Raw genomic sequence first — 26,664 nt, 5'->3', positions numbered from 1 at the left:
TCGCGAGGATCTAGCATGGAACTGAGAACGCGCCCCAAGCGACCGCGCATAGGCGCGTCGAGGAGGACTGAGCTGTGACGAAGCAGGTCCAGCAACTCGACCGCGTGATCATCCGCTTCGCCGGCGACTCCGGCGACGGCATGCAGCTCACCGGTGACCGCTTCACCGCCGGCACGGCGGAGTTCGGCAACGACCTGTCCACGCTGCCCAACTTCCCGGCCGAGATCCGCGCGCCCGCCGGCACCCTGCCGGGCGTCTCCAGCTTCCAGCTGCACTTCGCCGACCACGACATCCTCACGCCCGGCGACGCGCCGAACGTGCTCGTGGCGATGAACCCGGCGGCGCTGAAGGCCAACCTCGGCGACCTGCCGCGCGGTGCGGACATCATCGTCAACACCGACGAGTTCACCAAGCGCAACCTGCAGAAGGTCGGCTACGAGACCAACCCGCTGGAGGACGACGCGCTCGCCGAGTGGCGGGTCCACGCGGTGCCGCTGACCTCGCTGACGGTCAAGGCCCTCGAAGGCTTCGACCTGTCGAAGAAGGACGCCGAGCGCTCGAAGAACATGTTCGCCCTCGGCCTGCTGTCGTGGCTCTACCACCGGCCGATCGAGCACACGATCACGTTCCTCCAGCAGAAGTTCGCCAAGAAGCCGGAGATCGCCAAGGCCAACATCGCGGCCTTCCAGGCGGGCTGGAACTACGGCGAGACGACCGAGTCGTTCTCGGTGTCGTACGAGGTCAAGCCGGCCCGGCTGGCCCCGGGCGTCTACCGCAACATCTCCGGCAACCAGGCGCTCGCCTACGGCCTGATCGCCGCCTCGGTGCAGTCGAAGCTCCCGCTGTTCCTGGGCTCGTACCCGATCACCCCGGCCAGCGACATCCTGCACGAGCTGTCGAAGCACAAGCGGTTCGGCATCCGCACGTTCCAGGCGGAGGACGAGATCGCGGGCGTCGGCGCGGCACTGGGCGCGGCGTTCGGCGGCGCGCTGGGCGTGACGACGACCTCCGGTCCGGGAGTGGCGCTCAAGGCGGAGACCGTGGGCCTCGCGGTCACCACCGAGCTGCCGCTGATCGTCGTGGACGTGCAACGGGCCGGGCCGAGCACCGGCATGCCGACCAAGACGGAGCAGACCGACCTGCTGATGGCCATGTTCGGCCGCAACGGCGAGTCGCCGGTGCCGATCGTGGCGCCGATGTCGCCGAGCGACTGCTTCGACGCGGCGATCGAGGCGGCCCGGATCGCGGTGAAGTACCGCACGCCGGTCATGCTGCTGTCCGACGGCTACCTCGCCAACGGCTCCGAGCCGTGGCGGCTGCCGGAGGTGTCCGACCTGCCGGACATCTCGCAGGAGTTCACCACCGCGCCCAACGGCGACGACGGCGAGTTCCTGCCGTTCAAGCGGGACACCGAGACGCTGGCGCGCCCGTGGGCGATCCCCGGCACGGCGGGCCTGGAGCACCGCATCGGCGGCATCGAGAAGGCCGACGGCACGGGCAACATCTCCTACGACCCGAACAACCACGACCACATGGTCAGGGTGCGCGCCGCCAAGATCGCCGGGATCGACGTGCCCGACCTGGAGGTGGACGACCCCGACGGCGACGCCCGGGTGCTCGTGCTCGGGTGGGGCTCGACGTACGGGCCGATCGCCGCGGCGGTGCGGCGCATCAGGAAGAGCGGCGGCAAGGTCGCGCAGGCCCACCTGCGCCACCTCAACCCGCTGCCCGCCAACACCGGCGAGGTCCTCAAGGGCTACGACAAGGTGCTGCTGCCGGAGATCAACCTCGGGCAGCTCGCGCTGCTGCTGCGGGCCCGCTACCTCGTCGACATCATCAGCTACAACCGGGTGCGCGGCCTGCCGTTCAAGGCCGAGGAGCTGGCCGGAGTGATCCAGGACGTGATCGACAGTGACTGAGCTGCTCAACGGGAAGGGCCTGTCCCTCATTCCCAAGACGGATGCCAAGCAGACCCTGAAGGACTTCAAGTCCGACCAGGAGGTCCGCTGGTGCCCCGGCTGCGGCGACTACGCGATCCTGGCCGCGGTGCAGAGCTTCCTGCCGGAGCTGGGGTTGCGGCGCGAGAACATCGTGTTCGTCTCGGGCATCGGCTGCTCCTCGCGCTTCCCGTACTACCTCAACACCTACGGCTTCCACTCGATCCACGGCCGCGCGCCGGCGATCGCGACGGGCCTGGCCGCGAGCCGGCCGGACCTCAGCGTGTGGGTGATCACGGGTGACGGCGACGCGCTGTCGATCGGCGGCAACCACCTGATCCACGCGCTGCGCCGCAACGTCAACCTCAACATCCTGCTGTTCAACAACAGGATCTACGGCCTGACGAAGGGGCAGTACTCCCCGACCTCCGAGGTCGGCAAGATCACCAAGTCGACGCCGATGGGGTCGCTGGACAAGCCGTTCAACCCGATCTCGCTGGCCCTCGGCGCGGAGGCGTCGTTCGTGGCCCGCACCATCGACTCCGACCGCAAGCACCTGCAGTCGGTGCTGCGCGAGGCGACCGCCCACCGCGGCACGTCGCTGGTGGAGATCTACCAGAACTGCAACATCTTCAACGACAACGCCTTCGAGCCGCTCAAGGACCCCGAGGTCCGCGACGACATCACGCTGCGGCTGGAGCACGGGCAGCCGATCGTGTCGGCGTCCAAGGCGGTCGTGCGGGGCGACAACGGCGGCATCCAGGTGGTGCCGCTCGCGGAGGCCCCGGCGGAGCGGATCGTGGTCCACGACGCGCACTCGCCCGACCCGTCGGTGGCGTTCGCGCTGTCGCGGCTGGACGAGCCGGCGTTCGAGCACGTGCCGATCGGCATCTTCCGCCAGGTGGACCGGCCGGCGTACGACGTGCTGATGGCCGAGCAGCTCGACGAGGCCGTGGCGCAGCAGGGCCAGGGCGACCTCACGGACCTGCTGATGGGCGGCGACACCTGGCGCATCAGCTGAGGCGATGGACCGAGGATGAGGGGACGGCGAACAGCCGTCCCCTCTGTCATGTCTGGGGGGACACATGCCCGGGTCGCTGGTGACGGGCGCCACCGGCTTCATCGGCTCGCACCTGGTCCGGCGGCTGGGGCTGTCGGGCGAGACGCACGGGGTGAGCCGCTCGGAGCCGCCGGCCGTGCCGGGGGTGACGTGGCACCGGGCCGACCTGCGTGACGCAGCCGCGGTGGAGGGCCTGCTCGCCGCGGTGCGGCCCGACGTGGTGTACCACCTGGCGGGCGAGGTGGACGGCGCCCGCGAGACCGGGACCGTGCTGCCCACGCTGCAGGGCAACCTGACGAGCACGGTCAACGTGCTGGCGGCCGCGGCCCGGTCGGGCAGCCGGGTGGTGCTGGCGGGGTCGAGCGAGGAGCCGCGGCCGGGCAACGGGCACGCGGCGCCGCCCTCGCCGTACGCGATGGCCAAGGCCGCGGCCTCGGGGTACGCGGACCTGTTCCACCGGCTGTGGGGCGTTCCGTACACGATCGTGCGGCCCACCATGGTGTACGGGCCGGGGCAGCGTGACGGGACGAAGCTGGTGCCGTACGTGACGCTGTCGCTGCTGCGGGGCGAGGAGCCGCGGCTGACCAGCGGCGCGAAGGTGGCGGACTGGGTGTACGTCGACGACGTGGTGGCGGCCTTCGCCGCGGCGGGCGTGAGCGGGCGGGCCGTGGGGCGGGCGTTCGACGTGGGCACCGGGGTGCGGGCGTCGGTCCGCGAGGTGGTGGAGCTGCTCCACCGGATCGTGGGGAGCGGCCGCGGGCCGCGTTTCGGCGCGGTGTCGGACCGGCCGCTGGACGTCCCGCAGGCCGCCGACACCGGGCCGGCGCGGGAGCTGCTCGGCTGGGAGGCGGGCGTCGGGCTGGAGGAGGGCCTGCGCCGGACGGTCGCCTGGTACGCGGCCCGTCAGGGTGTGATCCGGTAGATGTGGTAGGTGCTCTCCGTGGCGAAGGCGTCGGTGAACGAGCCGCCGCTCACGGGGACGCGCCGGTTCTCGAAGAGCACCTCGACCTGGCCCGCCGGGAGGCCGGGCGGCAGTGTGAACGTGCGCGTCCCCGGCCCGCCGTCCAGGCCGGGCATGGCGAACAGGTAGTAGGAGCCGCCGTAGCGCTTGAGCATCGTGTCGACGCCCTTGCCGAAGTCGTGGGCGAGCGACTGGGTGTTGAGGACGGGGGCCAGCTCCTTGATCTGCCTGTTCACCTCGATGACGGCGGGCCTGGTCCGCACGCCGCACGCGTCGCGCAGGACGTGCTGGCTCTGGCACGGCCCGCCGAAGCTGTGGTTGAAGTAGACGACGCCGCGGGCGCCGTGGATGAGGGAGCTCATGACGGCGCCCTTGAGCTCGGCCGGCTCGATCGGCCGCTTGTCCTCGGGCGCGGGCCGGCCGACCTCGACGAAGGCGTAGATGGGCTGCCGCTTGCCGTCGAGGGCGTCGAGCCTGCGCTGGCGGTCGATGAGCAGGCCGTAGTTGGCGGCCCTGGCGCACTGGCCGGCCCGGAACTTCAGCGAGTTCTGGGCGTCCAGGCAGGCGTAGTAGCTGGTGTACCAGTAGACGTCGAGGGAGACGAGGTCGGTGTAGTCGTTGACGAACCGGCCGGCCTGCCGGTCGTTCTGCCAGATCATGACGCCCTTGCCGTAGTTGGCGTAGTGCGGCCGGCCGTCGTTCTTGGGCAGGCGGTCCTTGAGCGTCTTCATCACCGTGTAGCCGCAGCGCTCCTTGTGCGGGTCGTCGGGGACGCACAGCGGCCCCTGGCCGGGGAAGTTGCCGGTCCAGCCGTCGTCTCCGGGGCCGGCCCACATGTCGGCCTCGTCGGTGATGAGCCAGGCGACGGTCTCGGCGCCGTAGCCACCGATCGGCTTGCCGGTGATGGCGAACATGCCGTTCTTCCTGATGAGCGCCATGTCGCTGGTCTCGGTCAGCTCGACGTACGTGTTGATGCCGGCCTCGCGGTCCTTGTCCACGTCGTCCTGGGTGATGACGGACTCGTACCAGACGCCGACGGGGAAGAAGGAGGGGTCGGTCCAGCCGGCGGCGGCGGTGGCCGGGAAGCGACCGTAGTAGGCGGGGCCGCCCTCCCAGTCGACGGGCTTGAGCGCGGGCGCGGCAGAGGCCGGGCCGGTCGGCGGCGGGTTCTCGGCGCCGGGCCCGGCCGGGCGCAGGTTGAGCACGGCCCAGACCAGGACCGCCGCGACGAGGACGGCCGACAGGGCGAGGAGCGGGCGGGGGACCCGCATCAGCGCTCCCCCTCGGCCAGCGCCATGAGCTCGCGGGCCCGCGTGGACCAGGACGCGTCCAGCACGGAAGCGCGCAGCTCCCCCGCCGTCGCCGGGCCGCCAGTGTCGAGCGTGAGCTTCACCGCCTCGACGAACGCGGCATGGCCGGCGGCGACCCTGACCCGGCCGGTGTAGGCGGCCAGCTCGGCGAACTCCGTGCTGACGACGGGCAGGCCGAGCGCCAGGTACTCCTTGAGCTTGATCGGGTTGGCGTGCCGGATCCAGGCGTTGTCCTGCCACGGCATGATGGCCACGTCGAAGCCCGACCCGTACCCGGGTATCCGCTCGTACGGGCGGAAACCGAGCCAGTGGACGTTGGGATACTTCGTCAGCCGCTCCATCGGCGCGGTGGCGTCGCCGATGAGCACCAGCGACGCGTGCGGCAGCTCGACGGCGACGCGTTCGAGCAGGTCGAAGTCCACGACGAAGTCGTCCAGCGCGCCGAAGAAGCCGATCCGCGGCCCGGGGACGGCGGCCAGGTCGGGCGGGAGCGCGGCGGTGCGGGTGAAGTGGCCGAGGTCCACGCCGTGGTCGAGGAAGTGCGCCCGGTCGCCGGTGAGGGGGCGCTCGTCCGCCATGAGGGCCCGGCTGGCGTAGACGACGCGGTCGGCGCGGGCCAGCAGCGCGCGCTCCAGCGCGCCGATGGCGGCGGCGTCGGCCTCGGGGAACGCCGAGTGCCTGTCGGAGCGGTTGAACACCAGCGACCTCCTGGCCATGGGGCGCACCACGTCCCAGGCCGTGGGGATGGTGACCACGACGACCGGGCGGCGCATGCCGAGCGCCCGGCACACGGCCGCCACCTGGGCCCGGACCAGCACCGCGTTCAGGCGGCGCAGCAGGGGCGAGCCGTAGAACGGCAGCGGCAGCGGCGACATCACGTGGAAGCCGGGCAGCGGCTCGCGCACGAGCTTGGCGACGCTGCGCAGCTTGCGGGTGATCCGCCGGAGGACCTGGGTGGATCTGCCGGGGGTGGGCATGCGCATGCCGATGCTGTTGACGATCAGCACCTCGCGGTGGGCGGCGATCGAGCGCATGAGCTGGAAGTCGGAGTGCGCCTGGTTGTGGTACCACCAGTCCTGGGCGGAGAAGCAGACGTAGCCGGGCGGCTCGGGTGTCTCCCGGGGCCAGCGCGGCATGCGCCACAGGGCGCGCAGGGCGGCCCGGTGGCGTGCCCCGCCGCTCGCGCCCCGGGTGGCGGCGCGCAGCGCCTCGTTGAGCGCGACGGCCAGGCGCATGAGCAGGGCGCGCGGCCGGCCGTGACGCTGCCGGTGGAGCCTGACCCGGTTCGCCGCGGACAACGCCCACAGCCGGCTGGAGGTGGCCTGCTCGCCGCCCAGGTGGACCGCGCGGGCGGCCGGCACGTACCGGACGGCGAAGCCGCGGTCCCCGGCGCGCAGCATGTACTCGGTCTCCTCCGAGTACAGGAAGTACCGCTCGTCGAGGGGGCCGGTCGCGTCGAGGCAGCGCCGGGAGACCAGCCAGGCCGCGCCGGTCGCCCAGTCGGCGGTGCCCGGCCGCTCGTACGCCTGCTCGGCCACGACCAGCTCGCCCAGCGCGGGGACGCGGCCCGCCCGGTGGCCGCCCAGCAGCGCCTCGCCGAACGCCCGCAGCACGGTGGGGCGGCGCCGCAGCGAGAGGTGCCGGTGGCCGGAGTCGTCGGTGAGGCGCGGGACCGTGATGCCCGTGCCCGGCTCGGCCAGCGCCTCCCGCAGCGCCGTGATCGCGCCGGGGTCGAGCCGGATGTCGGGATTGAGCACGAGTACGTCACAGCCGGGGGCCGCGGCGATCCCGGCGTTCACGGCGGCGCCGAAGCCGGCGTTGCGGCCCGTGGAGACGACCTCGACGGCGGGCAGCGCCTCCCGCGCCCGCGCCAGGGTCGCGTCGGCCGAGTCGTTGTCCACCACGATCACCCGGGCGTCGCCCGCTCCGGCGGCGGCCAGGGAGCGCAGGCAGTCGCCGACGACCCGCTCACTGAAGTAGGTGACGATCACTATCGCGAGCATGCGGGCGTGGCCTCTCAGGAGCGTCGGGTCGAGCTTGTCGGGTCAAGGGCGTCGGAAGCGGCCGAGGAGGGCGCCGGCGAGCAGCGCGACGGCGAAGGGGGCGTCCTCCCGCAGGTAGCGGCGGGCCAGGCGGCGCGGCTCCAGGGCGAGCCGGTGCAGCCACTCGCCGCCCACGCTCTGCAGGGCGCGCGGGGCCCGGCTGAACCGGCCGGCGGCCATCGGGATGGCCGCGCCGCACCCGAGGAACCAGGCGGCGGGCAGCGCGGCCCGCAGGCCCTCGATGACCCGCTCCTGCTTGGGGAAGCCCAGACCGACCAGCACGAGGTCGGGGCGGGCCGCGAGCACCCGCTCCGCCACCTCGCGCCGGCCCTCGGCGTCGGTGTCGAACCCGTACGGCGGCGAGTGGGTGCCCGCGATCCGCAGCGCGGGGCTGCGTGCCACGAGCGCCGCCGCGGCGGCCTCGGGCACGCCGGGGTCGCCGCCCAGCAGGTAGACGGAGCGGCCGTCCGCCGCGGCCCGCTCGGACAGGGAGTGGACGAGCGAGGCGCCGGTCACCCGCTCCGGGATCGCGGCCCCGGCCAGGCGGCCCGCCCACACGACCGGCATGCCGTCGGCGACGACCAGCTCGGCTCGGGCGACCAGCGCGGCCAGGGCGGGGTCGCGGGTGGCGGCTCTGACGATGTCCACGTTCGCGGTGACGATCGCGCCGCCCCGGCCGTCCGCCCAGGACCGGGAGACGTGCTCGGCGACCGCCGTCTCGGTGAGGGCCAGGATGTGGACCGCTCCGACGCGCACGCGCGCCGGTGGGGTCGTGAGGAAGGGATCCGCCGGAATGGTGTCGCTCCTTCGCGCAGCCGACCTAACATCACGACCTTTCACGACATAATCGGCATAAGAGACACAGTCGTTACCTAAGGCGGTCGAGGCTCGCTCGACCTGCGATTCCGGCGCGCCGGTCGAGGATCGCTCGACCAGGTCGGGCGAGGGCTTCCGATGCGGCGGGCGGGCGGCGATCATGGGCGCATGAGAGTGGAGCGAGGCGCGTTCGACGGGGTCCTGATCTTCGTCCCGACCCCCCACCACGACGACAGGGGCTTCTTCACCCGCACCTTCGACACGGCCATGGCCGCCGAGCACGGGCTCGACCCGGCCGCGTTCGTCCAGGACAGCCAGTCCCGGTCGCGGCTCGGCACCCTGCGCGGGATGCACTGCCGGCTCGGGCGGGGCGAGGCCAAGCTGGTCAGGTGCGCCCGCGGGGCGATCCACGACGTGCTGGTGGACGCGAGACCCGGCTCACCGACGTTCGGCGAGAGCTGGAGCGTGGTGCTCGACGACAAGGAGTTCGCCCACCTGTACGTGCCGCCGGGCCTCTTCCACGGCTACCAGGCGCTGACCGAGCAGGCCGACGTGTGCTACCGGATCGACAGGGAGCACGACCCGGCCGAGGACCTGACGGTGCGCTACGACGACCCGGACCTCGCCATCGGCTGGCCGCTCCCGGTCACCGCCATCAGCGCGCGGGATCTCGCGGCGGGCTCGTGGAAGGAGGCGCGGGAGCGCCTGCTCGGCTGAGTCCGCCCTGCGCGGCGGGGGTCGCCGCCCGCGCGGCGCGGGCCTCGCGCAGGAGGGCTCCCGCCGCCCCCACCAGCAGGAACGACAGCCCGGTGATCACCGCATACGCGCGCAGGTCGAAGGTGGCCGAGCCGATCAGCGGCACCACCAGGCAGGCCGCCAGCGTCAGGCCGAGGTCGCGGCCCGCCGGGTCGGCCAGCAGGCGCCTGGCGCGCAGCGCGGACCAGATGCCCGCCGCGAACAGCCCGGCGAAGGCCAGCACGCCGATGATCCCGGTCTCGACGGTCGTGAGGATGTACTGGTTGTCGAAGACCAGGTACTTCGGGGCGTACCAGGTGCCCAGCCCCCGGCCCAGCCAGGGGTGCCGGCCGATCTCGGTGGCGGCGGTGGCGTAGTCCATGGTCCGCCAGCGCAGGCTGGAGTCGTTGGAGATGTTGGTGAACAGCGCGACGATGGCCCCCAGCACGCCCGGCACCACGAGCTTCACCCCGGCGAGGAAGAGCAGCGCGGCCCCGGCCGCGAGCAGTCGCCGCACCTTCGGCCAGCCGATGAGGAGCACCACGGCGGCGCCCGCCAGCCCGACGAAGGCCGAGCGCGACACCGAGAACACCATCCCGGCCGCGATCAGCGCCGCGCACACCCACCACCGCAGCGACGGCCGGCCCCGCTCGCGCGCCTGGAACGCGAAGTGCAGGGCGATCGGCAGGATCATCGCGCACATGACCGCGAACTCGATGGGGTGCCCGGTGGTCGCCGCCACCCTGCTCAGCCCGTTGCGCTCCAGGATGAACAGCTCCTGCTGGGTGAAGCGCAGGCCGGGCAGCACCATGTACTTCGTCGGGTCGAAGGCGAACAGGAACTGCACCGCCCCCACCACCCCGAGGACGGCGCCCATCACGGCGACCGTCTTCAGCACCAGGTCGAGCCGGTCCCGCCCGCGCACCCCGTCCACGACGAGCAGCACGACACCGATCATGGCGAACGCGGTGATCAGCATGTGGTCGGCCAGCTCCACCTCGTCCCGGGGCAGCGCGCCGGCCGTCGCGTAGGCGTACGAGGCCAGCAGCGCGGCGGCGTACACGAACACGGCGGAGCGGACGAGCGTGCGGCCCTTGGCGGCGCCGAGCGTGCCGGTGAAGTGCGCGCACAGCCACCACACCAGCGCGAACAGGCCGACGGACTCGGCCGGGGTGATCGCGAAGGACAGGCCCCGGTACACCAGCCGGGCCGGGACGATCATGAGGATGACGGCGAACACGACGCCGAGCGTGGCGCCGTCGGCCCGGTGCGGCCCCGGCGGCGCGGACGCCTCCGGCGGAGTCCGGGTCCCGGCCGGGGCGGCGGTGGCCGAGGTGGCCGGGGTGGTCATGCCGGCCGCCGCCGGTCCAGCGCCGCGGCGACGCTCTCCGCGGCGAAGCCGGCGGTGAGGCCCGCGAACAGGCCGAGCGCCAGCACGGCCGCCGCCGTCCGGCTCTTGCCGCCGCGCTGCTCCAGCGGGCTGGTCGGCGTCACCATCTCGGTGAGCTTGATGTACGTGCTCGGCGGCGCCTGGAGCACCTGCTGGCGGGCGACCATCTCGATCTTGGCCTGCTGCACCAGCTTGACGACGAGGGCGTGCGCGACCTGCGCCGACGGGCTCTTCGCCTCGATGATCACGAAGGGGCCGTTGGCCAGCAGCTCGGGGTTGGCGCTGCCGTTGTGGACCACGTACGTGGTGTCGCCGCCCGGCGGCGCGCCGAGTCTCGCCGCGGTCTCGGGGGCGCTGAGCGCCTGGAGCAGGATCGAGGCGGAGACGTTGAGCGCGCCGTCGTAGTTGAGCAGCGGGTTGACGCGGGGGTTCGGGTAGTCGGGGTTGGCTGGAACGCTCCCGCCCGTGACGGGCACGGTCAGGACCAGCACCGCGCTCGACTGGTAGACGGCCGGGACCGTCCGGTAGACGGCGAACGCCACCCCGAGGGAGAGCAGGAACGCGGGCAGCGTGACGTACCAGCGCCGGAACACGACCAGGACCGTCCCCCAGAAGTCCAAGGCGCTTCCTCCCCCGTGCCGGAAAACCCATGTTCTCCCACCAAGTCATCGTTTAATCCGGCATGCGGCGTTACCGGGGAATTTGTAACGAGACAACGGTGCATCGCGATGTCACTGCCGGGGCATTTCGCGTCCATTCAGGGGTGGGGAGCACCGATGCAGCACGTGCAGAGCTTTACCTTCCGCCGCGACGAACTCCTTCCGCTCGCCGACGGCCTTCGGGAAAGCTTTCTCAAGGCCAGCCCGTTCCGGCATGTCGTCATCGACGACTTCCTGCCCGCCGAGGTCCTGGAGCCGGTGCTCGCCGAGTTCCCCGAGCCCCGCGACCCCGAGTGGCAGCGCTTCGACAACGCCAGGGAGATCAAGCTCGCGCTCGCCGACACCGAGCGCATGGGCCCCGCCACCCGCCATCTGCTGGCCGAGTTCAACGGCCAGGTGTTCGTCGACTTCCTGGAGCGGCTCACCGGCATCGAGCACCTCGTGTCCGACCCCCACTACGACGGCGGCGGGCTGCACCAGATCCGGCCCGGCGGGTTCCTGAAGGTGCACGTCGACTTCAACCGGCACCGCAGGCTCGACCTCGACCGCCGGCTGAACGGGCTGCTCTACCTCAACAAGGACTGGGAGGAGTCGTACGGCGGCCACCTCCAGCTCTGGGACAAGGACATGACCACCTGCGAGCACCGCATCCTGCCGGTGTTCAACCGGTTCGTCCTGTTCGCCACCACCGACGACGCCAACCACGGCCACCCGGAGCCGCTGACCTGCCCGGACGACCGGGCACGCCGCTCGATGGCGCTGTACTACTACACCAACGGCCGCCCGGACCAGGAGCGGCTGGACGAGCACGACACCCAGTTCAAGCAGCGGCCGGGCGAGGAGTGGAAGAGCAGCCTCCGGCAGACGGCCAGGCGGTGGGTGCCACCCGCGCTGGCGGACCTGGCCGCCCGCCGCAAGTAGCCGCGGTCCCGCGCGGGGTCAGCGGCCGTTGAGACGCACGACGTCGATGGGGCCCGTCTCGTCCAGATCGCCGGACGGGGCGGGCTCCGGCCCGTCACCGGCCGGCTCCGGCGCCAGGTCCTCCGGCGGCGCCCCCTCGGGCTCGCTCTCCTCGGAGGGGACCGGGGTGCGCGGGAACAGCCTCCGGCGCACGACCGCGTACGCCGCCCCGAACCCGGCCACCAGGCCGAGCAGCAGCCCGCCGACGGCGCCCTGGAGCCTGGCCGAGCCGTCCGCCTCCGGCGGGAGCCGTACGACGTCCTCGGCCTGCACGAAGGTGATCGGGTGCGCCTTCAGCTCGTTCTGCCGGTCCTCCAGCTCCTGCCGCAGCCGCTCCTGCGTCGCCGCCAGGACCTTGGCGGCCGTGGCGGGCGAGTCGCTCTCGACCTGGACGTAGATGAACGGGCCGGTGGTGCCCACGCCCAGCAGCGTCGGGTTGCTGCGGCCGTCGTCGACGGTCAGCTCGGTCGGCCCGTCCTCGGTGACGCCGACGGACGCGAACACGTCAGAGGTGTTCATGGCCAGGATGAGGATGCTGGCGGTGGTCCGCAGGTCGTCGGTGAACTGGAGCAGGGGGTTGGTCTGCGCGACGGGCTTGGTGCCGTCGATGGAGCCGCCGCCGGACGGGGTGACGAGGACCATGGAGGCACTGGTCACGTACCGCTCGGGGATCACCAGATATCCGGTGAACGCCAATGCGACGGCGAGGACGGCGACCGGGATGGCGATGAACTTCTGCCGGGCGAGGCCGAGAATGGTCGTCCAGAATTCCATTTATCCCCTGCCCGATACGCGCGGCAACGGGGGCGCCATAAACCCCCGAAAGACCGTTCCAAGGCGAACATCGCAATTTCCCGTACGCCCGTTACATCCGCTTTGTTACGCCGGCCTGTTCTGACGCGATGAACTGCACGGTGGCCGGAAACCGGCCGGTGCGGGGGTGGGCATGACGTCGGGGGAGACTGCGCCGTCCGAGCAGCCCGGAAGGCTGAGCGGGCTGGACGGCATCCGTGGCCTGGCCGCGCTGTTCGTGGTGCTGCACCACTGCCGGCTCCTCTCCTTCCCCGGCTTCCCCGCCGACACGGGCCCCGCCTGGGCGAGCTGGCTGCTGTACGGCCACTTCGCCGTCGTCGTCTTCATCACGCTGTCCGGCTTCTCGCTGGCCGTCTCCCCCGCCCGGTCCGGCTGGCGGCTCGGCGGGCTGGGCCGGTTCGCGCGCCGCCGCGCGTGGCGCATCCTGCCGCCGTACTGGGCGGCGCTGGTGTTCAGCCTCGCGGTCGCGTGGGCGCTGGTGCCGCAGCCGGGCCAGGGAGCGCCCACGGCGAAGAGCGTGGTCTTCCACGGGCTGCTCGTGCAGGACCTGTTCGGCTCGCCGAGCCCCAACGGGGCGTTCTGGTCGATCGCGATCGAGGCGCAGCTCTACTTCGCCCTCCCGCTCCTGCTGCTGGTGGTGCGGCGGCTCGGCGCGGTCGCGATGGTGGCGGCCGTCACCGTCGTCGTGGTGGCGGTGGGCCTGCTCGCGGGCGGGGTGCCCGCGGTGGGGATGCTGATGCGGCTGACGCCGCAGTTCGCCGTGCTGTTCGCGGCCGGGGTGCTGGCGGCCGGGGTGCTGCGCGCGCCGGTACGGGGACCGGTCCGGGCGGCGCTGCCCTGGGCGGCGCTCGGCGCGGTCGTCCCCGTGGTCGCCCTCGTCGCCGTCCAGGGCCCGGTCTGGACGGTCGCGCACTTCTTCTGGGTGGACCTGGCGCTCGCGCCCGCGGCCGGGCTGCTGCTGGCGGCCGTGGCGGGCGGGCGGCCGAGGCCGCTGGTGCGGCTGCTCGACAGCCGCCCGATCCGCTCGCTCGGCTCGTTCTCCTACAGCCTGTACCTGGTGCACGCGCCGGTGGTGGTCGTGCTGCACCACTTCGTCGTCGCGCCGCGCTTCGAGCCGGGCGTGACCGGGTTCCTGGTGCTGCTGGCGCTGGCCGTGCCGGTCTCGGTGGTGTTCGCCCGGGGGTTCGCCGCGCTGTTCGAGCTGCCGTTCCAGCGCCACCGGGGGACGGCGGCGCTGCGGGCGGCCGTACGGGAGCGGCTCTCGCGGGCGCGGCCCGTCCCCGAGGCGCCCGGGGAGTGACCGGGGCTACCGGCCGACCAGCGCGGCGCCCAGGCCGGCGAGCCGGCGGCCCCGGCGGACGGCGGCCGTGCCGTGCCTGCGCACGTACATGCGGGCCACGATCGCCCGGCCCCTCCGGCGCTGGGCGGGGCTCAGCCCGACCTCGCCGAGCGCCCGCAGCAGCTCCCTGCACTGGAGCAGCGTGGGGACGCGCACGTGCCAGGCCGGGGCGCCCAGCTTGCGGGCGATGTCGGCCATGCGCTGCGCCTCCCAGTCACGGCCAGCGAGGATCTCGGGCACGTGCCCCCACGGGCCGGCCAGCGCCATCCGGGCGGCGAAGATCTCGTCCTCGCGCAGCAGGACGGGGCCCCGGTTGACGGCCATGACGCGGGTGCGGCGCATCAGCGCGTACAGCGGGTCCATGGCGAACGGGTCCTCGTTGAGCATCCGCAGCGACTCGGCGAACCGGTCCACGGGGTCGTCGGACAGGTAGCCGGTCCCCGTGTACGGCGCGGTCCGCGTCGTGCCGTCCGGGCCGGTGTACGCCTGCTGGGTGGTCACCAGGAGCAGCCGCTCGTCCCGGGCGAAGACCTCCAGGCAACGGGAGACGTAGTCCGGCGCCAGCCAGTTGTCGTCGCCGGCCCACCGGTAGAACTCCCCCCGGGAGCGGCGGATCGCGTCGCTGAAGTTGCGCAGCTGCCCGATGTTCTCCGGCTGCCGGTGGTAGACGATCCGCGGGTCGGTCGCGGCCCAGTCACGGCACACCTCCTCGGTGCGGTCGGTCGAGGCGTTGTCGCAGATGACCAGCTCGATCGCGCGATGGTCCTGCGCCAGGACCGAGGTGATCGCCTTCTCCACGCGGTCGGCGCCGTTGTAGACGGGCAGCCCCACGGAGACCAGCGTGTCGTCGAATGCCATCAGGCGCTCCTTCTGACGAGCTTGTGCAGCGCGGCGCCGGGCACCACGACCAGGACGAAGAGCAGCAGCCCGGCGCCGCCGGCGACGGCGAGCCGCACGAGCGCGGGCCCGCCGGAGGTCAGCGAGTCCAGGACGAGCATCAGCGCGCCCGCGGCGACCGCTCCCGCCGCGGGCCGGACAAGGGCGGGCAGCGCGGGCGTGACCCGCACGCCGACGCGGCGCAGGAGGAGCAGGGCGACGGGGAACGCGACGACCACGGCCACCAGCGCGTGCGCGACGGCCGCGCCCCTGATGCCGCCCAGGTGCGCCCCGGCCACCAGCGCGGGCAGCAGCGCGGCGGCCCACACGAGGTTGAGCCACACGGTGGTCCTGGTGGCGCCCAGCCCGGTCAGGATGTCCACGGCCAGGAACGAGATCAGCATCCGCACCACCATGAGCACGGCCAGCCAGCGCAGCACGCCCGCGGAGAAGTCCCACCGCTCGCCGTACAGAAAGGTGACCAGGGGGTGCGCGAGGACGCCCATGACCAGCGCGGGCGGCAGCACGAAGGCCACCATCACCGGCACGGACCTGCGCACCCCCTCCGCCAGCGCCGCCGGGTCCTCCGCCAGGCGGGAGAAGCTCGGCAGGGAGACGTAGCGCAGGGCGGTGCCGATGATGCCCGGCACCCAGCTCGACACGTTGAACGCCAGCAGGTAGTAGCCGAGCTGCTCGGACCCGAGCACGTCCCCGACCACGACGTAGTCGGCGTTCATCAGCACCGCTTCGAGCCCGAACCCGAGGGCCGACGGGATGCCGAAGCGCAGCAGCCTGCCCGCGACCTCCCGGTCCAGCGCGATCCTGACCGGCACCCAGCCCCAGACGAAGATCAGCACCCCGGTGACCACCGACGCGGCGACCTGCCCCCATGCGAAGCTGTAGGCGCCCGCGCCGCCGAACGCCAGCGTAATCGCCACGGCGGCGTTCGCCACGAACCCGACCATGATGGCGAGCGTCAGCTTGTCCTGGTCGAAGCGGCGCAGCAGGGCGGCGCTGCGGACCGCGGTGAACGCCTCGATGAGGATGATCGAGGTGAGCAGCCTGACGACGCCCGTGGCCTCCTCGTCACCGGCCATCCGGGCGAAGACCGGGGCGAACGCCCAGAAGATCCCGTACAGCCCGGTGGCGAACAGGAAGCTCAGCACCGTGGCCGTGGGCGCGATCTCCTCCAGGCGGCCCCGCCACTGCACGGTCGCCGCCTGGATGCCCACGTCCTTGATGTGCATGACGAGCTGCGTCGCCGCCAGCGCCACCGCGTACGTGCCGAAGTCCTCGGGCGCGAGCACGCGCGCCAGCACCAGCCCCATCGCGAACGAGCCGGCCCTCGTGACGAGGTTGCCGAGAATGCTCCAGCGCAGCCCTCGGCCCGCCCGGGCGCCGATCTCCTCGACGCGCTCCGTCTCGTCCATCCGTGCCTTTCCCGGCCATGCCTGCTAGGGGGTGACCCGTTCGAGCCAGATCTCGCGCCAGAACGGCACGAACTCGCGCGGGCAGTTGAGGCTGTGCACCCCCTGGCACACCACGCTCTCCAACGTGATGCAGGGGGACTTCATCGTGAGCAGGCGGCCGGAGCGCTCGTCGATGCACCGCTCGACGCGGGCCTGGACGCGGACCACCTTGCCGCAGTAGCGCGCCATCTCCTCCTCGAAGCCGAGCCCGCGGTTGAGCATGTCCTGGTTGAGCGTGGCCAGGATCTCCGCCTGCGGCTTGACCCGGACCAGCTCGCCCGGTTCCAGGTCCAGCGAGCCGGTGGGCGTCCGGCCGCGCAGCCCCGGGCGCAGGAACCCCCAGCGCAGCCCCTCCCTGAACCACAGCCGCTTCGGCAGGACCCGCCTGCTGACCGCCTGGAGCCGGTTGAAGACCCCGATGAGCAGCGCGTGGACCGTGCGGACCGGCCCGACGTTGCCGGAGCGCACGTCGGTGACGTACTGGCCGACGCTGCGGACCGGCAGGCAGACCGGGGCCGCGCGCAGCAGCTCCGTCGCCTGGCAGGAGTAGCGCTCCTCGCCGTCCGCCCCGGGCGGCTTGCGGGTGTTGACCTCCAGCAACGGCAGAAGCCGCCCCTCGGGCACGGCCGGGGACGCCTCGCCGCCGTCCCCCGCCCGCTTCAGCCACGCCTCCTTCCAGTACAGGGAGCAGGCCGTCTGGCAGCCGCCGTGCGCCGAGCCGTCGCAGCGCGCCCCGGTCAGGTGGACCGCGCGCTCCATCCGGCGCAGTCCGCTGCGGGTCTGCGTGTCACACAGCTTGTGCGCGACCTTGTGGACGGTCATCCGGCGACCGCAGAACGCCAGCATCTCCGGCATGAACGGCAGCCCGTCGAGCTCGCCGCGCTCGTCCAGCGTGGCGAGGATCTCGGCTTCGCCGCGCACCTCCACCACGTCTCCGACCCTGAGGTTCAAGCGATCTCCTTCACCAGTCCCGCGGCGGCCAGCGCCCGCGCGGCGTCCTCGACCGCCTCGAAGGGCAGTCCCGAGCGTTCGGCGACGTCAAGCAGGCTGTGGTCCCCGTCGGACAGGTTCAACACCCATAACATCGCCATCTGCGCCTGTTTCGTGTCACTTCTCCCGCCGAGAGATCCGTAGAGGCCGCGCCGCCCCAGCTGCGGCTCGCCGTACGGGCTGAGGTTGAGGTAGGTGCGCTCCCCCTCCAGCACCCCGACGACCCGCCACAGCGCGTCCAGGGTGTCGGCCATGGCCTCCGGCGTGACGAATCCGGGGTCGTCGGCCGAGGTGTGGTACTCCGGGTAGCCCGCGTACGGCGTCCTGGTGAGGCCGCCGAACGGCAGGTCGAAGCCGGGCGAGCAGAACTGCCGCTCGTCGTAGCCGTACGGCGAGAAGTCGAGCACCGTGTGCGGCCGGTCCCTGAGCACGTGCGTGACGGCCCGGTCGATGCCGGCGTCGCCGCGCCTGCTGCGCTTGTAGGTGAGCTGCCCCCGGTCGCCCGCGCAGGCCAGGGTGAGCCCGTGCCGGACGAGGCCGACGCGGTCCCGGTTGAGCGCCAGCCAGGTGATCGCGCCGATGGTGCCCGGCATGAACAGGAACCGGTACGTGTACCGCCGCCCCGGCATCGCGGCCAGCCGGGTCGCCAGGGCCGTGGCGACCGCGATCCCGGCGAGGTTGTCGTTGGCCAGCGACGGGTGGCACACGTGGCAGGAGACGACGACCTCGTCCGGCAGCTCGCCCGGCAGCACGTGCTCGGCGATGGTCAGCGACCCGTCGGCGAGCGTCGAGTCGACCAGCACCTCGTACGGCCCCTCGCCGAGCCCGTCCAGGACGTCCTGGCTGAGGCAGAACCCCCACGTCTCGGCGTAGTAGCCGGTCCGGTAGGGGACCAGGGACGGCTGCTCCGGCAGCGTGTGCAGGCGCGGGCGCAGCTCCTCCAGCGTGAACACGCCGGAGACGGGCACGCTGTAGCCGACCACGTGCAGGTTCGAGGCGCGGAAGTCGACGACCCGCCGGCCCGAGAGGTCCTTGACGTAGGCGTCGCGGATGTTCCATTCCTTCGGCACCGTCCAGTCGAGCACCTGCGTGCCCGTCGGCACCTCGGTCACGGTGAGCGGCAGCCGCTCGCCGACCACGTCGAGGGTGCGGCGGACCCCGTCGCCGGTGATGCTCCGGCAGATCGGGTACAGCCGCTCGACCAGGGCGTGCATCTCGTCAGGCGTCATGGCCGCAGCTCGGCGGTGATCTCGCCCGCGGCGCGCCGGTCCGACAGCCTGGCCAGGCGCGTGTAACGGCGCTCGAAGTCGTGCCTGGTCAGCCCGTACGCACGGTAGGCGTCCACCAGCTCCGCCGCGCCCTCCTTGACCGTCCAGCGGGCCTCGTAGCCGGGCAGCGCCTGCCGCACGCGGGAGAAGTCCACCCGGTACGAGCGCGGGTCGCTCCCCGTCTCGCCGGTGATGACCAGCGTGGAGCCGGGCACGGCCTCGGCGACCTCGGCGGCGATCTCGGCGACCGTCACGTTGTTGCGCTCCGTGCCCACGTTGAAGGCCCGGCCGTGGACGGCCTCGCGGGACGCGGTGAGGGCGCGCAGGAACGCCTCGGCGATGTCCCGGGCGTGCACCAGCGGACGCCACGGGGTGCCGTCGGACAGCACCCGCACCTCGCCGGTCAGGTGGGCGTGCCCCACCAGGTTGTTCAGCACGATGTCGGCACGCAGCCGGGGCGAGAAGCCGAACGCGGTGGCGTTGCGCAGGAACACCGGCGAGAAGTCGGCGTCGGCCAGCTCCGCCAGGTCGTCCTCCACGCGCACCTTCGACTCCGCGTACGGCGTGACGGGCCGCAGCGGCGCGTCCTCGTCCACGAGGCCGTCGCCGCCGGAGGCGCCGTAGACCGAGCAGGTGGAGGCGTACAGGAAGCGGCTCACCCCGGCGTCCCTGGCCAGGCGGGCCAGCCGTACGGAGGCGTGGTGGTTGATGGCGTGGGTCAGCTCGGGCGCCAGCGACCCGAGCGGGTCGTTCGACAGCGCCGCCAGGTGGACGACGGCGTCCACGCCGTCGAGCACGTCGGGGGTCACGTCCCGCAGGTCCGTCGCGTGGGCGGGCGGGTCGTCGGGCACGGGCCCGAGCACGCAGTCGGCGAACAGCCCCGAGTCGAGGCCGACCACCTGGTGGCCCGCGTCTCTCAGCACGGGGGCCATCACGGTGCCCAGGTAGCCCTGGTGCCCGGTCAGAAGGATCCGCACGTTCAGTCTCCAGCCAGGTCGATGGTGAGCTTGCGGGTGTGGAACGCCTCGGCGTAGCGGGCGCCGCACTCGACGCCGCGGACGCGGGCCAGCCCCAGGAACGCCTCCCGGTCGTACCAGGACCGCCCTTGCTGCGACGGGTAGTGGCGCTCCAGCAGGCCGGCCTTGGCCTCGGCCGTCCCGGGGGTCAGCGGCTGGTAGACCGAGGGGCGGCCGAGGTCGCCGTCCCACTTGACGATCTCGTAGCCGAGCGTGAGGTGGTCGCGGAAGACGGTGGGGACCAGCTCGGCCAGGCCGCGGTGGTCCTGGTGCGCGTCGCCGTGCCAGGGGGCGAGGACGAGGTCGGGGCTGGTCTCGGCGCGCAGGTCCTCCAGCGCGTCCTTGGCCTGCTCCCAGTGGGACGGCAGCCGCCCGTCGGGCAGCTTCAGCACCGTGACGGCCAGGTCCGCGCCGGGGCAGAAGGCGGCCAGCGCGGCCCGCTCCTCGTCCTCCCGCCCGGTGCCGCCGCCCGACAGCACGAGCGCGTCCACCCGCACGCCGGGCCGCCCCGCGCAGAGCGTCAGCAGGGTGCCGCCGGCGCCGATGGGGATGTCGTCGCAGTGCGCGCCCAGCGCGACGACCCGGGTCAGCGCGCCCGGCCGGAGTCCTCTCACCGTCATGCCTCCCACAGGGCCCACGGCCGGTCGCCGCGCTCCCAGGAGCGGTCCAGCTCCAGCCGCTGGTTGACGGTGTCGCTGGGCCGCCAGTAGCCGCGGTGCCGGTAGGCGAGCAGCCGGCCGCGCTTGGCCAGCTCGGCGCAGCCGTCGGCCACCAGGTCGCCGTTCTCCGGGATGTGGTCGAAGATCTCCTGGCGCAGCACGAAGAAGCCGCCGTTGACCCAGAGCGGCATCGCGCTGACCGGGGTGATGCCGCCGACGACGTTCGCCTCGCTGACGTCCACCACGTGGAAGGTGTTGGTGGGCGGCACCACCATCATGGACGCGCCCGCGTCGGTGGCCGTGAAGCGGCGGATCATGTCGGTCAGCGGCGCGTCGGTCAGCACGTCGGCGTAGTTGGCCAGGAACATCTCCTCGCCGTCGAGGTGGTCGCGCACCCGGCGCAGGCGCTCCCCGATGGGCGAGTCCACGCCGGTGTCCACCAGGGAGACCGACCAGCCGGAGATGTCGCTGGACAGCAGCTCCACGCGCCCGTCTCGGAGCACGAAGTCGTTCGAGACCGTCTCGCGGTAGCCGAGGAAGAAGTCCTTGATGTGCTGCGCCCCGTAGCCGAGGCAGAGGACGAACTCCTTGTGCCCGAAGTGCGCGTAGTAGCGCATCACATGCCAGAGCAGGGGGCGCGGCCCGACGAACTGCATGGGCTTGGGCAGGTCCCCGCCCGGCATCTCGCTGCGCATCCGGGTGCCCCGCCCGCCGCAGAACAGGACGACCTTCACGACACCACCTCCAGCTCGGGGATCGGGAAGACCAGCCGGCCGCCCCACTCGCGGACGTAGGAGAGCTGCTCGACCAGCTCGTCACGCAGGTTCCACGGCAGCACCAGCACGTAGTCCGGCCGGTCGGCGGCGATCCGCTCCGGCGGCAGCACGGGGATGCGCGAGCCGGGCGTGAACCGGCCGTGCTTGTACGGGTTGCGGTCCACGGTGTACGGCAGCAGGTCGGGGCGGATGCCGCAGTAGTTGAGCAGCGTGTTGCCCTTGCCCGGGGCGCCGTAGCCGGCGACCGTGCGGCCCGCGTCCGCCGCGTCGACGAGGAAGCGCAGCAGGTCGCGCCGGACTTTCGCCACCCGCGCCGCGAAGTCGTGGTAGCCGGACAGCTCGTGCAGCCCCGCCGCCTTCTCCATGGCCAGCACGTCGGCCACCCGGTAGGACGGCGAGGCCGTCGGGTCCGGCACCGCCCACAGCCGGATGGAGCCGCCGTGCGTGGGCAGCAGCTCCACGTCCACCAGCCTCAGGCCGCCGCTCGCCAGCGCCCGCCGCGCCGAGGCCACCGTGTAGTACTGGAAGTGCTCGTGGTAGATCGTGTCCCACTGGTTGAGCTCCATGAGCGTCAGCAGGTGCTGCACCTCGATGGAGACCCGCCCGTCGTCGGCCACCAGGGCGCGCAGCCCGCGGGTGAAGCCGGTGACGTCGGGGATGTGCGCGTACACGTTGTTGGCGACGACCAGGTCGGCCGGCCCGTGCTCCTCGCGGACGAGGCGGGCGGTCTCCGGGGTGAGGAACGCGGTGAGCGTGGGCACGCCGCGGTCCCGGGCGGCCTGGCCGACGTTGGCCGACGGCTCGATGCCGAGGCAGCGCACGCCGCGCTCCACCACGTGCTGGAGCAGGTAGCCGTCGTTGCTGGCCACCTCCACCACGAACGCGCCGGGCGAGAGGTCCTGCTCCTCGACGAAGCGCCGCGCGTGCTCCACCCACGACGTCGAGTACGAGGAGAAGTAGGCGTACTCGGTGAAGGTCTGCTCGGGGGTGATGAGCGGCGGCAGCTGGGCCAGCCAGCACTCCGTGCAGACGCGCAGGTGCAGCGGGTAGGTCGTCTCGGGCTCGTCGAGCCGGTCCGCGGGGAGGAACGACTCGCACGGCGGCGTCGCGCCGAGATCCACCACCCCGGCCAGGCCGGTGGAGCCGCACAGCCGGCAGGCGGCGGCCACGTCAGCGCACCCCGGCCGGCGCCAGGGCCTCGGCCTCGGCCTCGTAGGCCGCAGCGAGCTCCTCGGGCATCGGCGCGAGGTCGCGGCACCGGACGAAGTCGCGCAGCGTGGTGCCCGTGCAGCGGGCGTCGACGTTGGGCGCGCCCCTGCGCTCGCGCACGTCGGCGAGGTGCACGGTCCGGAAGTCGATGCTGAAGCGGGTCCGGCCGGAGGTGTTGGGCACCGTCGAGTGCAGGTGGGCCCCGGAGAACATCAGCACCCCGCCCGGCTCGGGCACGACCCGGATCTGCGGGTCGAGGTCGATCTCCTCCTCCGGCCTCGGCTGGGACCGGGTGTCGCCGTGGACGTGCCGGGCGGCGGTCCGCCTGCTCGTCCGGTTCCACTCCGCGTAGTCGTAGCCGGCGCTGCCGTTGCGCACGGGCGTGTCGAAGTAGCCGGGATGGAAGGCCATCACGTTCTCCGGCACCACCTCGAAGACCGGGACCCACCAGTTGACCTGGTTGAAGGGGGCCGAGTACCAGCAGTCGCGGTGCGGGTGGAAGGCGTACGAGATGCCCGAGACCAGGTAGTCGTGCGAGGTGGAGGTGCGTAAGCGGGGCACGTCGAAGTAGGTCAGCGACGGGTCGCAGCCGCGCTCCTCGATGAGCGCCGGCACCAGCTCCTTGCACCTCGGATGGTGGATGAAGCGTGGCTTCAGCTCGGCCAGCAGCCGGGCGAAGTCCTCCACGGGCATGTCGTGCTGCGCGGTCTCCGGGTCGCGCGCGCCGAACGCGTCGGCGACCAGCTCCCGGGCGAAGCGCACCAGCTCCGTGGCCGCCGGCGAGGCGGAGTGGACGAACAGGTCACCCCGGAACAGCATGTCGCGCCGCCGGTCGTCGGTCACCGTGCTGTTGGAGAGGACGGCCGTCATGTGGAAGATCCCTTTCTCGAGGTATAGGTGCGGGGTTCGGACCGTGGCATCCTGCGATCATGGATGCCCTCTCGGTCGAAGGGGCGTGGCTGCACACGCCACGTGTCCACGCCGACCTCCGCGGCTCGTTCTTCGAGGCTTTCCGTACGGCCGGGCTGCCGCACCCCATGGAGGCCGCGCAGGTCAACTGCTCGGTCTCGCACCGCGGCGTGGTCCGTGGCGTGCACTTCGCGGCCGTGCCGCCGGGCCAGGCCAAGTACGTGATGTGCGTGGCGGGCGCCGTGCTGGACGTGGTGGTGGACCTTCGGGTCGGCTCGCCCGGGTTCGGCCGCTGGGACGCGGTGCGGATGGACGACGAGACGCCGCGGGCCATGCTCATCGCCGAGGGGCTCGGCCACGCGTTCATGGCGCTGAGCGAGCGGGCCACGGTCGTCTACCTGTGCTCGCAGCCGTACAACCCGGGCGGCGAGCACGGCGTCCACCCGTTCGACCCCGCGCTGGGGATCGCCTGGCCGGAGGGCGTGGAGCCGGTGCTGTCGGACAAGGACGCGGCGGCGCCCACCCTCGGCGAGGCGCGCGCGGCGGGGCTGCTGCCGGGCTACGAGGAGTGCGTGAAGTTCTACGCCGCGCCGCACTGAGGCCCCGCCTCCCCCACCCCGGCCGGGAGCCGCGGCGGCTCCCCGGCCAGCGCGGGCCACGCCGCGCGCAGCGCCTCCCGCCACGGGCGGATCGGCGCGCACCTGGTGTGGGCGAGCACGCTGTTGCCCGGCCGCGCCGCCGGACGCCGGTACGCGCTGCTCGGGACGGGGCGCACCAGACCGGGATCGGCCCCGCACAGGGCGTAGACCTCACGGGCCAGGCCCCACCAGGTGGTCTCGCCCGCGCTGGTGCCGTGGTAGACGCCCGGAGGCAGGCCGGACCGGACGAGCCGCAGCACGAAGGCGGCCAGGTCGGCGGCCCACGTGGGCTGGCCGCGCTGGTCGTCCACCACGTCGGCGGCCGTGCCCGCGCGGGCCAGCCGGGTCATGGTGCGCACGAAGTTGGGGCCGGCGGCGCCGTACAGCCAGGCGGTGCGCACGACGTGGTGGCCGTGCTCCAGCGCGGCCAGCTCCCCGGCGAGCTTCGTGCGGCCGTAGGCGTTCAGCGGACGCGTCGGGGCGTCCTCCCGGTACGGCTCGCGGCTGGTGCCGTCGAAGACGTAGTCGGTGGAGATCTGCACCAGCCGCGCCCCGGCCGCCGAGCACGCCTCGGCGAGCGTGGCCACCGCGTGGCCGTTGACCTCCAGCGCCTCGGCCTCGCGCGTCTCGGCGTCGTCCACGGCGGTCCACCCCGCGCAGTTGACCACCACGCCGGGGCGGCGGGCCGCCACCGTGTCCCGCACCGCGCGCCGGTCGGTCACGTCCAGCTCGGAGCGGCCCAGCAGCAGCGCCGGCTCGCCCGACGCCACGACGGCGCGCAGCACGTCGGCGGCCAGCATGCCACCGCCCGTGATCAGCCACCTCACGCGCTCTCCCCCCGCAGGATCGGCTCCCACCAGTCGCGGTGGGCGGCGTACCACGCGACGGTGTCCTTGAGCCCCTGGTCGAACGGGACGCGCGGGCGGTAGCCGAGGGCCCGCAGCCGCGTGTCGTCCAGGGAGTAGCGGCGGTCGTGGCCCTTGCGGTCCTCGACGTGCTCGACCAGGTCCCAGCCGGCGCCGCACGCCTCCAGCAGGCGCCCGGTCAGCTCCCGGTTGGTCAGCTCGGCGGTGCCCGCGATGTGGTAGACCTCGCCCGGCTCGCCCTTCGCGGCCACGACGTCGATCCCCGCGCAGTGGTCGTCGGCGTGGATCCAGTCGCGGACGTTCAGGCCGTCGCCGTACAGCGGGACCTTCCGGCAGCGCAGCAGGTTCGTGACGAACAGCGGGATGATCTTCTCGGGGTACTGCCGGGGGCCGTAGTTGTTGCCGCACCGGGTGATCGACACGTGCAGGCCGTGGGTGACCGCGTACGAGCGGGCGATCAGGTCGCCGCCCGCCTTGGACGCCGCGTACGGGGAGCGCGGCTGGAGCGGCGCGGACTCGTCCCAGGAGCCGGCGTCGATGGTGCCGTACACCTCGTCGGTCGAGACCTGCACGACCCGGGGGACCCCGGCGTCGAGGCACGCCTGCATGAGCGTCTGCGTGCCGAGCACGTTGGTGCGGACGAACTCGGCGGCGCCCTCGATCGAGCGGTCCACGTGCGACTCGGCGGCGAAGTTCACCACCAGGTCGTGGCCCGGCACCACCTCGGCGAGCAGCCCCGCGTCGCACACGTCGCCGTGGACGAACGTGTGCCGGACGCCGTCGAGGTTGGCGCGGCGGCCCGCGTAGGTGAGCTTGTCCAGCACGGTCACGTCGTCCCGGTCGTGCGACCGGACGAAGTGCGAGCCGATGAAACCGGCGCCGCCGGTGACGAGGATTCTCATTGGCTGATCTGCACCTTGCTGTGATCGCCCAGCACGAGGCGGTGGGCTCGGGGAGAGGCGGACGCCGGTGTCACCTCGACGTCATGGCCGATGAGCGACGACTCGATGCGGCTGACGCCCCGGATGGAGCTGCGGGGCAGCACGATCGAGTACTCGATCTCGGCGCGCGCGATCACGCAGTCCGCCCCGATGGAGGTGAACGGGCCGACGTAGCCGTCCTCGACGCGGGCGCCCGGCCCGATGACGGCGGGGCCCACGACGCGGGAGCGTGTCACCACGGCGCCCGGCTCGACGACGACCCGGCCGATCAGCTCGCTGGCCTCGTCCACCGAGCCGCTCACCCGCGGCTCCAGCGACTCCAGGACCAGGCGGTTGACCTCCAGCATGTCCACGACGTTGCCGGTGTCCTTCCAGTAGCCGGAGATCACCGAGGACTCCACGGGCAGGCCGGCCTCGATCAGCCACTGGATCGCGTCGGTGATCTCCAGCTCGCCCCGCCAGGACGGCTTGAGCTCCGCCACCGCCTCGTGGACGGCCGGGGTGAACAGGTAGACGCCGACCAGCGCGAGGTCGCTCTTGGGCCGGACGGGCTTCTCCTCCAGCCCGACGACGCGGCCCCGCTCGTCCAGCTCGGCGACGCCGAACTGGCGTGGGTCGCTGACCTTGGTGAGCATGATCTGGGCGGCGGGCCGCTCGCGGGCGAACCGGCGCACGATGCCGTCGATGCCGCCGACGATGAAGTTGTCGCCGAGGTACATGACGAAGTCGTCGTCGCCCAGGTAGTCGCGGGCGACGAGCACGCCGTGGGCCAGGCCGAGCGGCGCCTCCTGGCGCAGGTAGGTCACCTCCAGCCCGAACGCCGAGCCGTCGCCGACGGCCGCCTCGATCTCCGCCTGGGTGTCGCCGACGACCAGGCCCACCTCCCGGATGCCGGTGTCCGCGATCGCCTCCAGGCCGTAGAAGAGCACGGGCTTGTTGGCGACGGGGACGAGCTGCTTGGCGGAGGTGTGGGTGATGGGCCTGAGCCGGGTGCCCGCCCCTCCGGCGAGCACGAGTGCTTTCAC

The 26,664-nt window shown here is 72.8% G+C and carries 25 protein-coding genes; 7 read left to right on the top strand and 18 right to left on the bottom strand.

Going from position 1 to position 26,664, the window contains the following annotated elements; genetic code table 11:
* The first annotated feature begins 74 nt into the window (after positions 1 to 74).
* From ACIBG4_RS20780 to ACIBG4_RS20770, 3 genes are all read left to right on the top strand, one after another.
* Positions 75 to 1,919 (top strand): 2-oxoacid:acceptor oxidoreductase subunit alpha, encoded by a 1,845-nt coding sequence (locus tag ACIBG4_RS20780; protein ID WP_397203171.1) that lies wholly within the window; start codon positions 75 to 77, stop codon positions 1,917 to 1,919.
* A complete protein-coding gene (locus ACIBG4_RS20775) occupies positions 1,912 to 2,958 on the top strand; it encodes a 2-oxoacid:ferredoxin oxidoreductase subunit beta (protein ID WP_310707152.1) in 1,047 nt (348 codons plus the stop codon). Before ACIBG4_RS20780 ends, ACIBG4_RS20775 begins: the two co-directional genes overlap by 8 nt.
* Positions 2,959 to 3,022: 64 nt before the next feature.
* Complete coding sequence (locus ACIBG4_RS20770) at positions 3,023 to 3,919, top strand: NAD-dependent epimerase/dehydratase family protein (protein ID WP_397203170.1); 897 nt, start codon at positions 3,023 to 3,025, stop codon at positions 3,917 to 3,919.
* Here the strand turns inward: ACIBG4_RS20770 and ACIBG4_RS20765 are convergent.
* From ACIBG4_RS20765 to ACIBG4_RS20755, 3 genes are read right to left on the bottom strand one after another with little or no spacing between them, the layout of a single operon-like run.
* Positions 3,901 to 5,229, bottom strand: coding sequence for a hypothetical protein (locus ACIBG4_RS20765; RefSeq protein ID WP_397203169.1), 1,329 nt, complete (start codon positions 5,227 to 5,229; stop codon positions 3,901 to 3,903). The two genes, ACIBG4_RS20770 and ACIBG4_RS20765, sit on opposite strands and share 19 nt — an antisense overlap.
* A complete protein-coding gene (locus ACIBG4_RS20760; protein ID WP_397203168.1) occupies positions 5,229 to 7,271 on the bottom strand; it encodes a glycosyltransferase in 2,043 nt (680 codons plus the stop codon). The genes ACIBG4_RS20765 and ACIBG4_RS20760 overlap by 1 nt, the downstream gene beginning before the upstream one ends.
* 42 nt (positions 7,272 to 7,313) lie before the next feature.
* Complete coding sequence (locus tag ACIBG4_RS20755; protein ID WP_355437686.1) at positions 7,314 to 8,066, bottom strand: WecB/TagA/CpsF family glycosyltransferase; 753 nt, start codon at positions 8,064 to 8,066, stop codon at positions 7,314 to 7,316.
* Between the two features lie 228 nt (positions 8,067 to 8,294).
* On the opposite strand from ACIBG4_RS20755, the gene ACIBG4_RS20750 reads away from it, so the two are divergent.
* Entirely contained in the window at positions 8,295 to 8,843 is a 549-nt protein-coding gene (locus tag ACIBG4_RS20750; protein ID WP_310707157.1) for a dTDP-4-dehydrorhamnose 3,5-epimerase family protein, read from the top strand.
* Here the strand turns inward: ACIBG4_RS20750 and ACIBG4_RS20745 are convergent.
* Together ACIBG4_RS20745 and ACIBG4_RS20740 are read right to left on the bottom strand one after the other, a co-directional pair.
* Entirely contained in the window at positions 8,782 to 10,212 is a 1,431-nt protein-coding gene (locus ACIBG4_RS20745; protein WP_397203167.1) for an O-antigen ligase family protein, read from the bottom strand. The genes ACIBG4_RS20750 and ACIBG4_RS20745 overlap by 62 nt on opposite strands.
* Positions 10,209 to 10,871 (bottom strand): hypothetical protein, encoded by a 663-nt coding sequence (locus ACIBG4_RS20740; RefSeq protein ID WP_397203166.1) that lies wholly within the window; start codon positions 10,869 to 10,871, stop codon positions 10,209 to 10,211. The genes ACIBG4_RS20745 and ACIBG4_RS20740 overlap by 4 nt, the downstream gene beginning before the upstream one ends.
* A 156-nt stretch (positions 10,872 to 11,027) precedes the next feature.
* On the opposite strand from ACIBG4_RS20740, the gene ACIBG4_RS20735 reads away from it, so the two are divergent.
* The gene (locus tag ACIBG4_RS20735; RefSeq protein WP_397203165.1) at positions 11,028 to 11,831 is read left to right on the top strand and encodes a 2OG-Fe(II) oxygenase; all 804 of its coding nucleotides are present in this window, start codon (positions 11,028 to 11,030) and stop codon (positions 11,829 to 11,831) included.
* 18 nt (positions 11,832 to 11,849) lie between these two features.
* Here ACIBG4_RS20735 and ACIBG4_RS20730 read toward each other — a convergent pair whose 3' ends face one another.
* A complete protein-coding gene (locus ACIBG4_RS20730) occupies positions 11,850 to 12,644 on the bottom strand; it encodes a hypothetical protein (protein ID WP_397203164.1) in 795 nt (264 codons plus the stop codon).
* Positions 12,645 to 12,816: 172 nt separating this feature from the next.
* Between ACIBG4_RS20730 and ACIBG4_RS20725 the strand changes: the two genes are divergently transcribed.
* On the top strand, positions 12,817 to 13,983 hold the full coding sequence (locus ACIBG4_RS20725; protein ID WP_397203163.1) for an acyltransferase family protein: 1,167 nt from the start codon (positions 12,817 to 12,819) through the stop codon (positions 13,981 to 13,983).
* A gap of 6 nt (positions 13,984 to 13,989) precedes the next feature.
* On the opposite strand, the gene ACIBG4_RS20720 is transcribed toward ACIBG4_RS20725, so the two are convergent.
* From ACIBG4_RS20720 to ACIBG4_RS20680, 9 genes are read right to left on the bottom strand one after another with little or no spacing between them, the layout of a single operon-like run.
* Complete coding sequence (locus tag ACIBG4_RS20720) at positions 13,990 to 14,880, bottom strand: glycosyltransferase family 2 protein (protein ID WP_397203162.1); 891 nt, start codon at positions 14,878 to 14,880, stop codon at positions 13,990 to 13,992.
* Positions 14,880 to 16,328: an oligosaccharide flippase family protein gene (locus tag ACIBG4_RS20715; protein WP_397203161.1), complete on the bottom strand. Its 1,449-nt coding sequence runs from the start codon at positions 16,326 to 16,328 to the stop codon at positions 14,880 to 14,882. The genes ACIBG4_RS20720 and ACIBG4_RS20715 overlap by 1 nt, the downstream gene beginning before the upstream one ends.
* Positions 16,329 to 16,352: 24 nt before the next feature.
* Positions 16,353 to 17,318, bottom strand: a complete 966-nt coding sequence (locus ACIBG4_RS20710) for a hypothetical protein (RefSeq protein WP_397203160.1) — start codon at positions 17,316 to 17,318, stop codon at positions 16,353 to 16,355.
* Positions 17,315 to 18,586, bottom strand: coding sequence for a DUF4910 domain-containing protein (locus tag ACIBG4_RS20705; RefSeq protein ID WP_397203159.1), 1,272 nt, complete (start codon positions 18,584 to 18,586; stop codon positions 17,315 to 17,317). Before ACIBG4_RS20705 ends, ACIBG4_RS20710 begins: the two co-directional genes overlap by 4 nt.
* Positions 18,583 to 19,602 (bottom strand): NAD-dependent epimerase/dehydratase family protein, encoded by a 1,020-nt coding sequence (locus ACIBG4_RS20700; RefSeq protein ID WP_397203158.1) that lies wholly within the window; start codon positions 19,600 to 19,602, stop codon positions 18,583 to 18,585. The genes ACIBG4_RS20705 and ACIBG4_RS20700 overlap by 4 nt, the downstream gene beginning before the upstream one ends.
* Positions 19,603 to 19,604: 2 nt before the next feature.
* Positions 19,605 to 20,261: a PIG-L deacetylase family protein gene (locus ACIBG4_RS20695; protein ID WP_355437667.1), complete on the bottom strand. Its 657-nt coding sequence runs from the start codon at positions 20,259 to 20,261 to the stop codon at positions 19,605 to 19,607.
* Entirely contained in the window at positions 20,258 to 21,034 is a 777-nt protein-coding gene (locus tag ACIBG4_RS20690; protein WP_310707169.1) for a glucose-1-phosphate cytidylyltransferase, read from the bottom strand. The genes ACIBG4_RS20695 and ACIBG4_RS20690 overlap by 4 nt, the downstream gene beginning before the upstream one ends.
* Positions 21,031 to 22,245, bottom strand: a complete 1,215-nt coding sequence (locus ACIBG4_RS20685; RefSeq protein ID WP_397203157.1) for a methyltransferase domain-containing protein — start codon at positions 22,243 to 22,245, stop codon at positions 21,031 to 21,033. The genes ACIBG4_RS20690 and ACIBG4_RS20685 overlap by 4 nt, the downstream gene beginning before the upstream one ends.
* Position 22,246: 1 nt before the next feature.
* Positions 22,247 to 23,155 (bottom strand): hypothetical protein, encoded by a 909-nt coding sequence (locus ACIBG4_RS20680; RefSeq protein WP_310707171.1) that lies wholly within the window; start codon positions 23,153 to 23,155, stop codon positions 22,247 to 22,249.
* A 59-nt stretch (positions 23,156 to 23,214) separates the two neighbouring features.
* Here ACIBG4_RS20680 and ACIBG4_RS20675 point away from each other — a divergent pair, with 59 nt between their 5' ends.
* Complete coding sequence (locus ACIBG4_RS20675) at positions 23,215 to 23,793, top strand: dTDP-4-dehydrorhamnose 3,5-epimerase family protein (RefSeq protein ID WP_397203156.1); 579 nt, start codon at positions 23,215 to 23,217, stop codon at positions 23,791 to 23,793.
* Here ACIBG4_RS20675 and rfbD read toward each other — a convergent pair.
* Genes rfbD through ACIBG4_RS20660 form a run of 3 tightly spaced genes read right to left on the bottom strand, consistent with a single transcriptional unit; the run spans position 23,775 to position 26,664 of the window.
* Positions 23,775 to 24,659: a dTDP-4-dehydrorhamnose reductase gene (gene rfbD, locus ACIBG4_RS20670; RefSeq protein ID WP_397203155.1), complete on the bottom strand. Its 885-nt coding sequence runs from the start codon at positions 24,657 to 24,659 to the stop codon at positions 23,775 to 23,777. The genes ACIBG4_RS20675 and rfbD overlap by 19 nt on opposite strands.
* Positions 24,656 to 25,600, bottom strand: coding sequence for a dTDP-glucose 4,6-dehydratase (gene rfbB / locus ACIBG4_RS20665; RefSeq protein WP_397203154.1), 945 nt, complete (start codon positions 25,598 to 25,600; stop codon positions 24,656 to 24,658). The genes rfbD and rfbB overlap by 4 nt, the downstream gene beginning before the upstream one ends.
* A complete protein-coding gene (locus ACIBG4_RS20660; RefSeq protein WP_397203153.1) occupies positions 25,597 to 26,664 on the bottom strand; it encodes a glucose-1-phosphate thymidylyltransferase in 1,068 nt (355 codons plus the stop codon). Before ACIBG4_RS20660 ends, rfbB begins: the two co-directional genes overlap by 4 nt.

Origin of the sequence: Nonomuraea sp. NPDC050383 (assembly GCF_044459125.1) — a bacterium.
GTDB lineage: Bacteria > Actinomycetota > Actinomycetes > Streptosporangiales > Streptosporangiaceae > Nonomuraea.
This window is presented reverse-complemented; position numbering and strand designations above follow the sequence as displayed.

Bases quoted from the DNA above. Each gene is read 5' to 3' on its own strand.
- ACIBG4_RS20770 (WP_397203170.1), top strand. From the start codon at position 3,023: ATGCCCGGGTCGCTGGTGACGGGCGCCACCGGCTTCATCGGCTCGCAC.
- ACIBG4_RS20765 (WP_397203169.1), bottom strand. From the start codon at position 5,229: ATGCGGGTCCCCCGCCCGCTCCTCGCCCTGTCGGCCGTCCTCGTCGCG.
- ACIBG4_RS20760 (WP_397203168.1), bottom strand. From the start codon at position 7,271: ATGCTCGCGATAGTGATCGTCACCTACTTCAGTGAGCGGGTCGTCGGC.
- ACIBG4_RS20750 (WP_310707157.1), top strand. From the start codon at position 8,295: ATGAGAGTGGAGCGAGGCGCGTTCGACGGGGTCCTGATCTTCGTCCCG.
- ACIBG4_RS20745 (WP_397203167.1), bottom strand. From the start codon at position 10,212: ATGACCACCCCGGCCACCTCGGCCACCGCCGCCCCGGCCGGGACCCGG.
- ACIBG4_RS20735 (WP_397203165.1), top strand. From the start codon at position 11,028: ATGCAGCACGTGCAGAGCTTTACCTTCCGCCGCGACGAACTCCTTCCG.
- ACIBG4_RS20730 (WP_397203164.1), bottom strand. From the start codon at position 12,644: ATGGAATTCTGGACGACCATTCTCGGCCTCGCCCGGCAGAAGTTCATC.
- ACIBG4_RS20725 (WP_397203163.1), top strand. From the start codon at position 12,817: ATGACGTCGGGGGAGACTGCGCCGTCCGAGCAGCCCGGAAGGCTGAGC.
- ACIBG4_RS20720 (WP_397203162.1), bottom strand. From the start codon at position 14,880: ATGGCATTCGACGACACGCTGGTCTCCGTGGGGCTGCCCGTCTACAAC.
- ACIBG4_RS20715 (WP_397203161.1), bottom strand. From the start codon at position 16,328: ATGGACGAGACGGAGCGCGTCGAGGAGATCGGCGCCCGGGCGGGCCGA.
- ACIBG4_RS20705 (WP_397203159.1), bottom strand. From the start codon at position 18,586: ATGACGCCTGACGAGATGCACGCCCTGGTCGAGCGGCTGTACCCGATC.
- ACIBG4_RS20695 (WP_355437667.1), bottom strand. From the start codon at position 20,261: ATGACGGTGAGAGGACTCCGGCCGGGCGCGCTGACCCGGGTCGTCGCG.
- ACIBG4_RS20680 (WP_310707171.1), bottom strand. From the start codon at position 23,155: ATGACGGCCGTCCTCTCCAACAGCACGGTGACCGACGACCGGCGGCGC.
- ACIBG4_RS20675 (WP_397203156.1), top strand. From the start codon at position 23,215: ATGGATGCCCTCTCGGTCGAAGGGGCGTGGCTGCACACGCCACGTGTC.
- rfbB (WP_397203154.1), bottom strand. From the start codon at position 25,600: ATGAGAATCCTCGTCACCGGCGGCGCCGGTTTCATCGGCTCGCACTTC.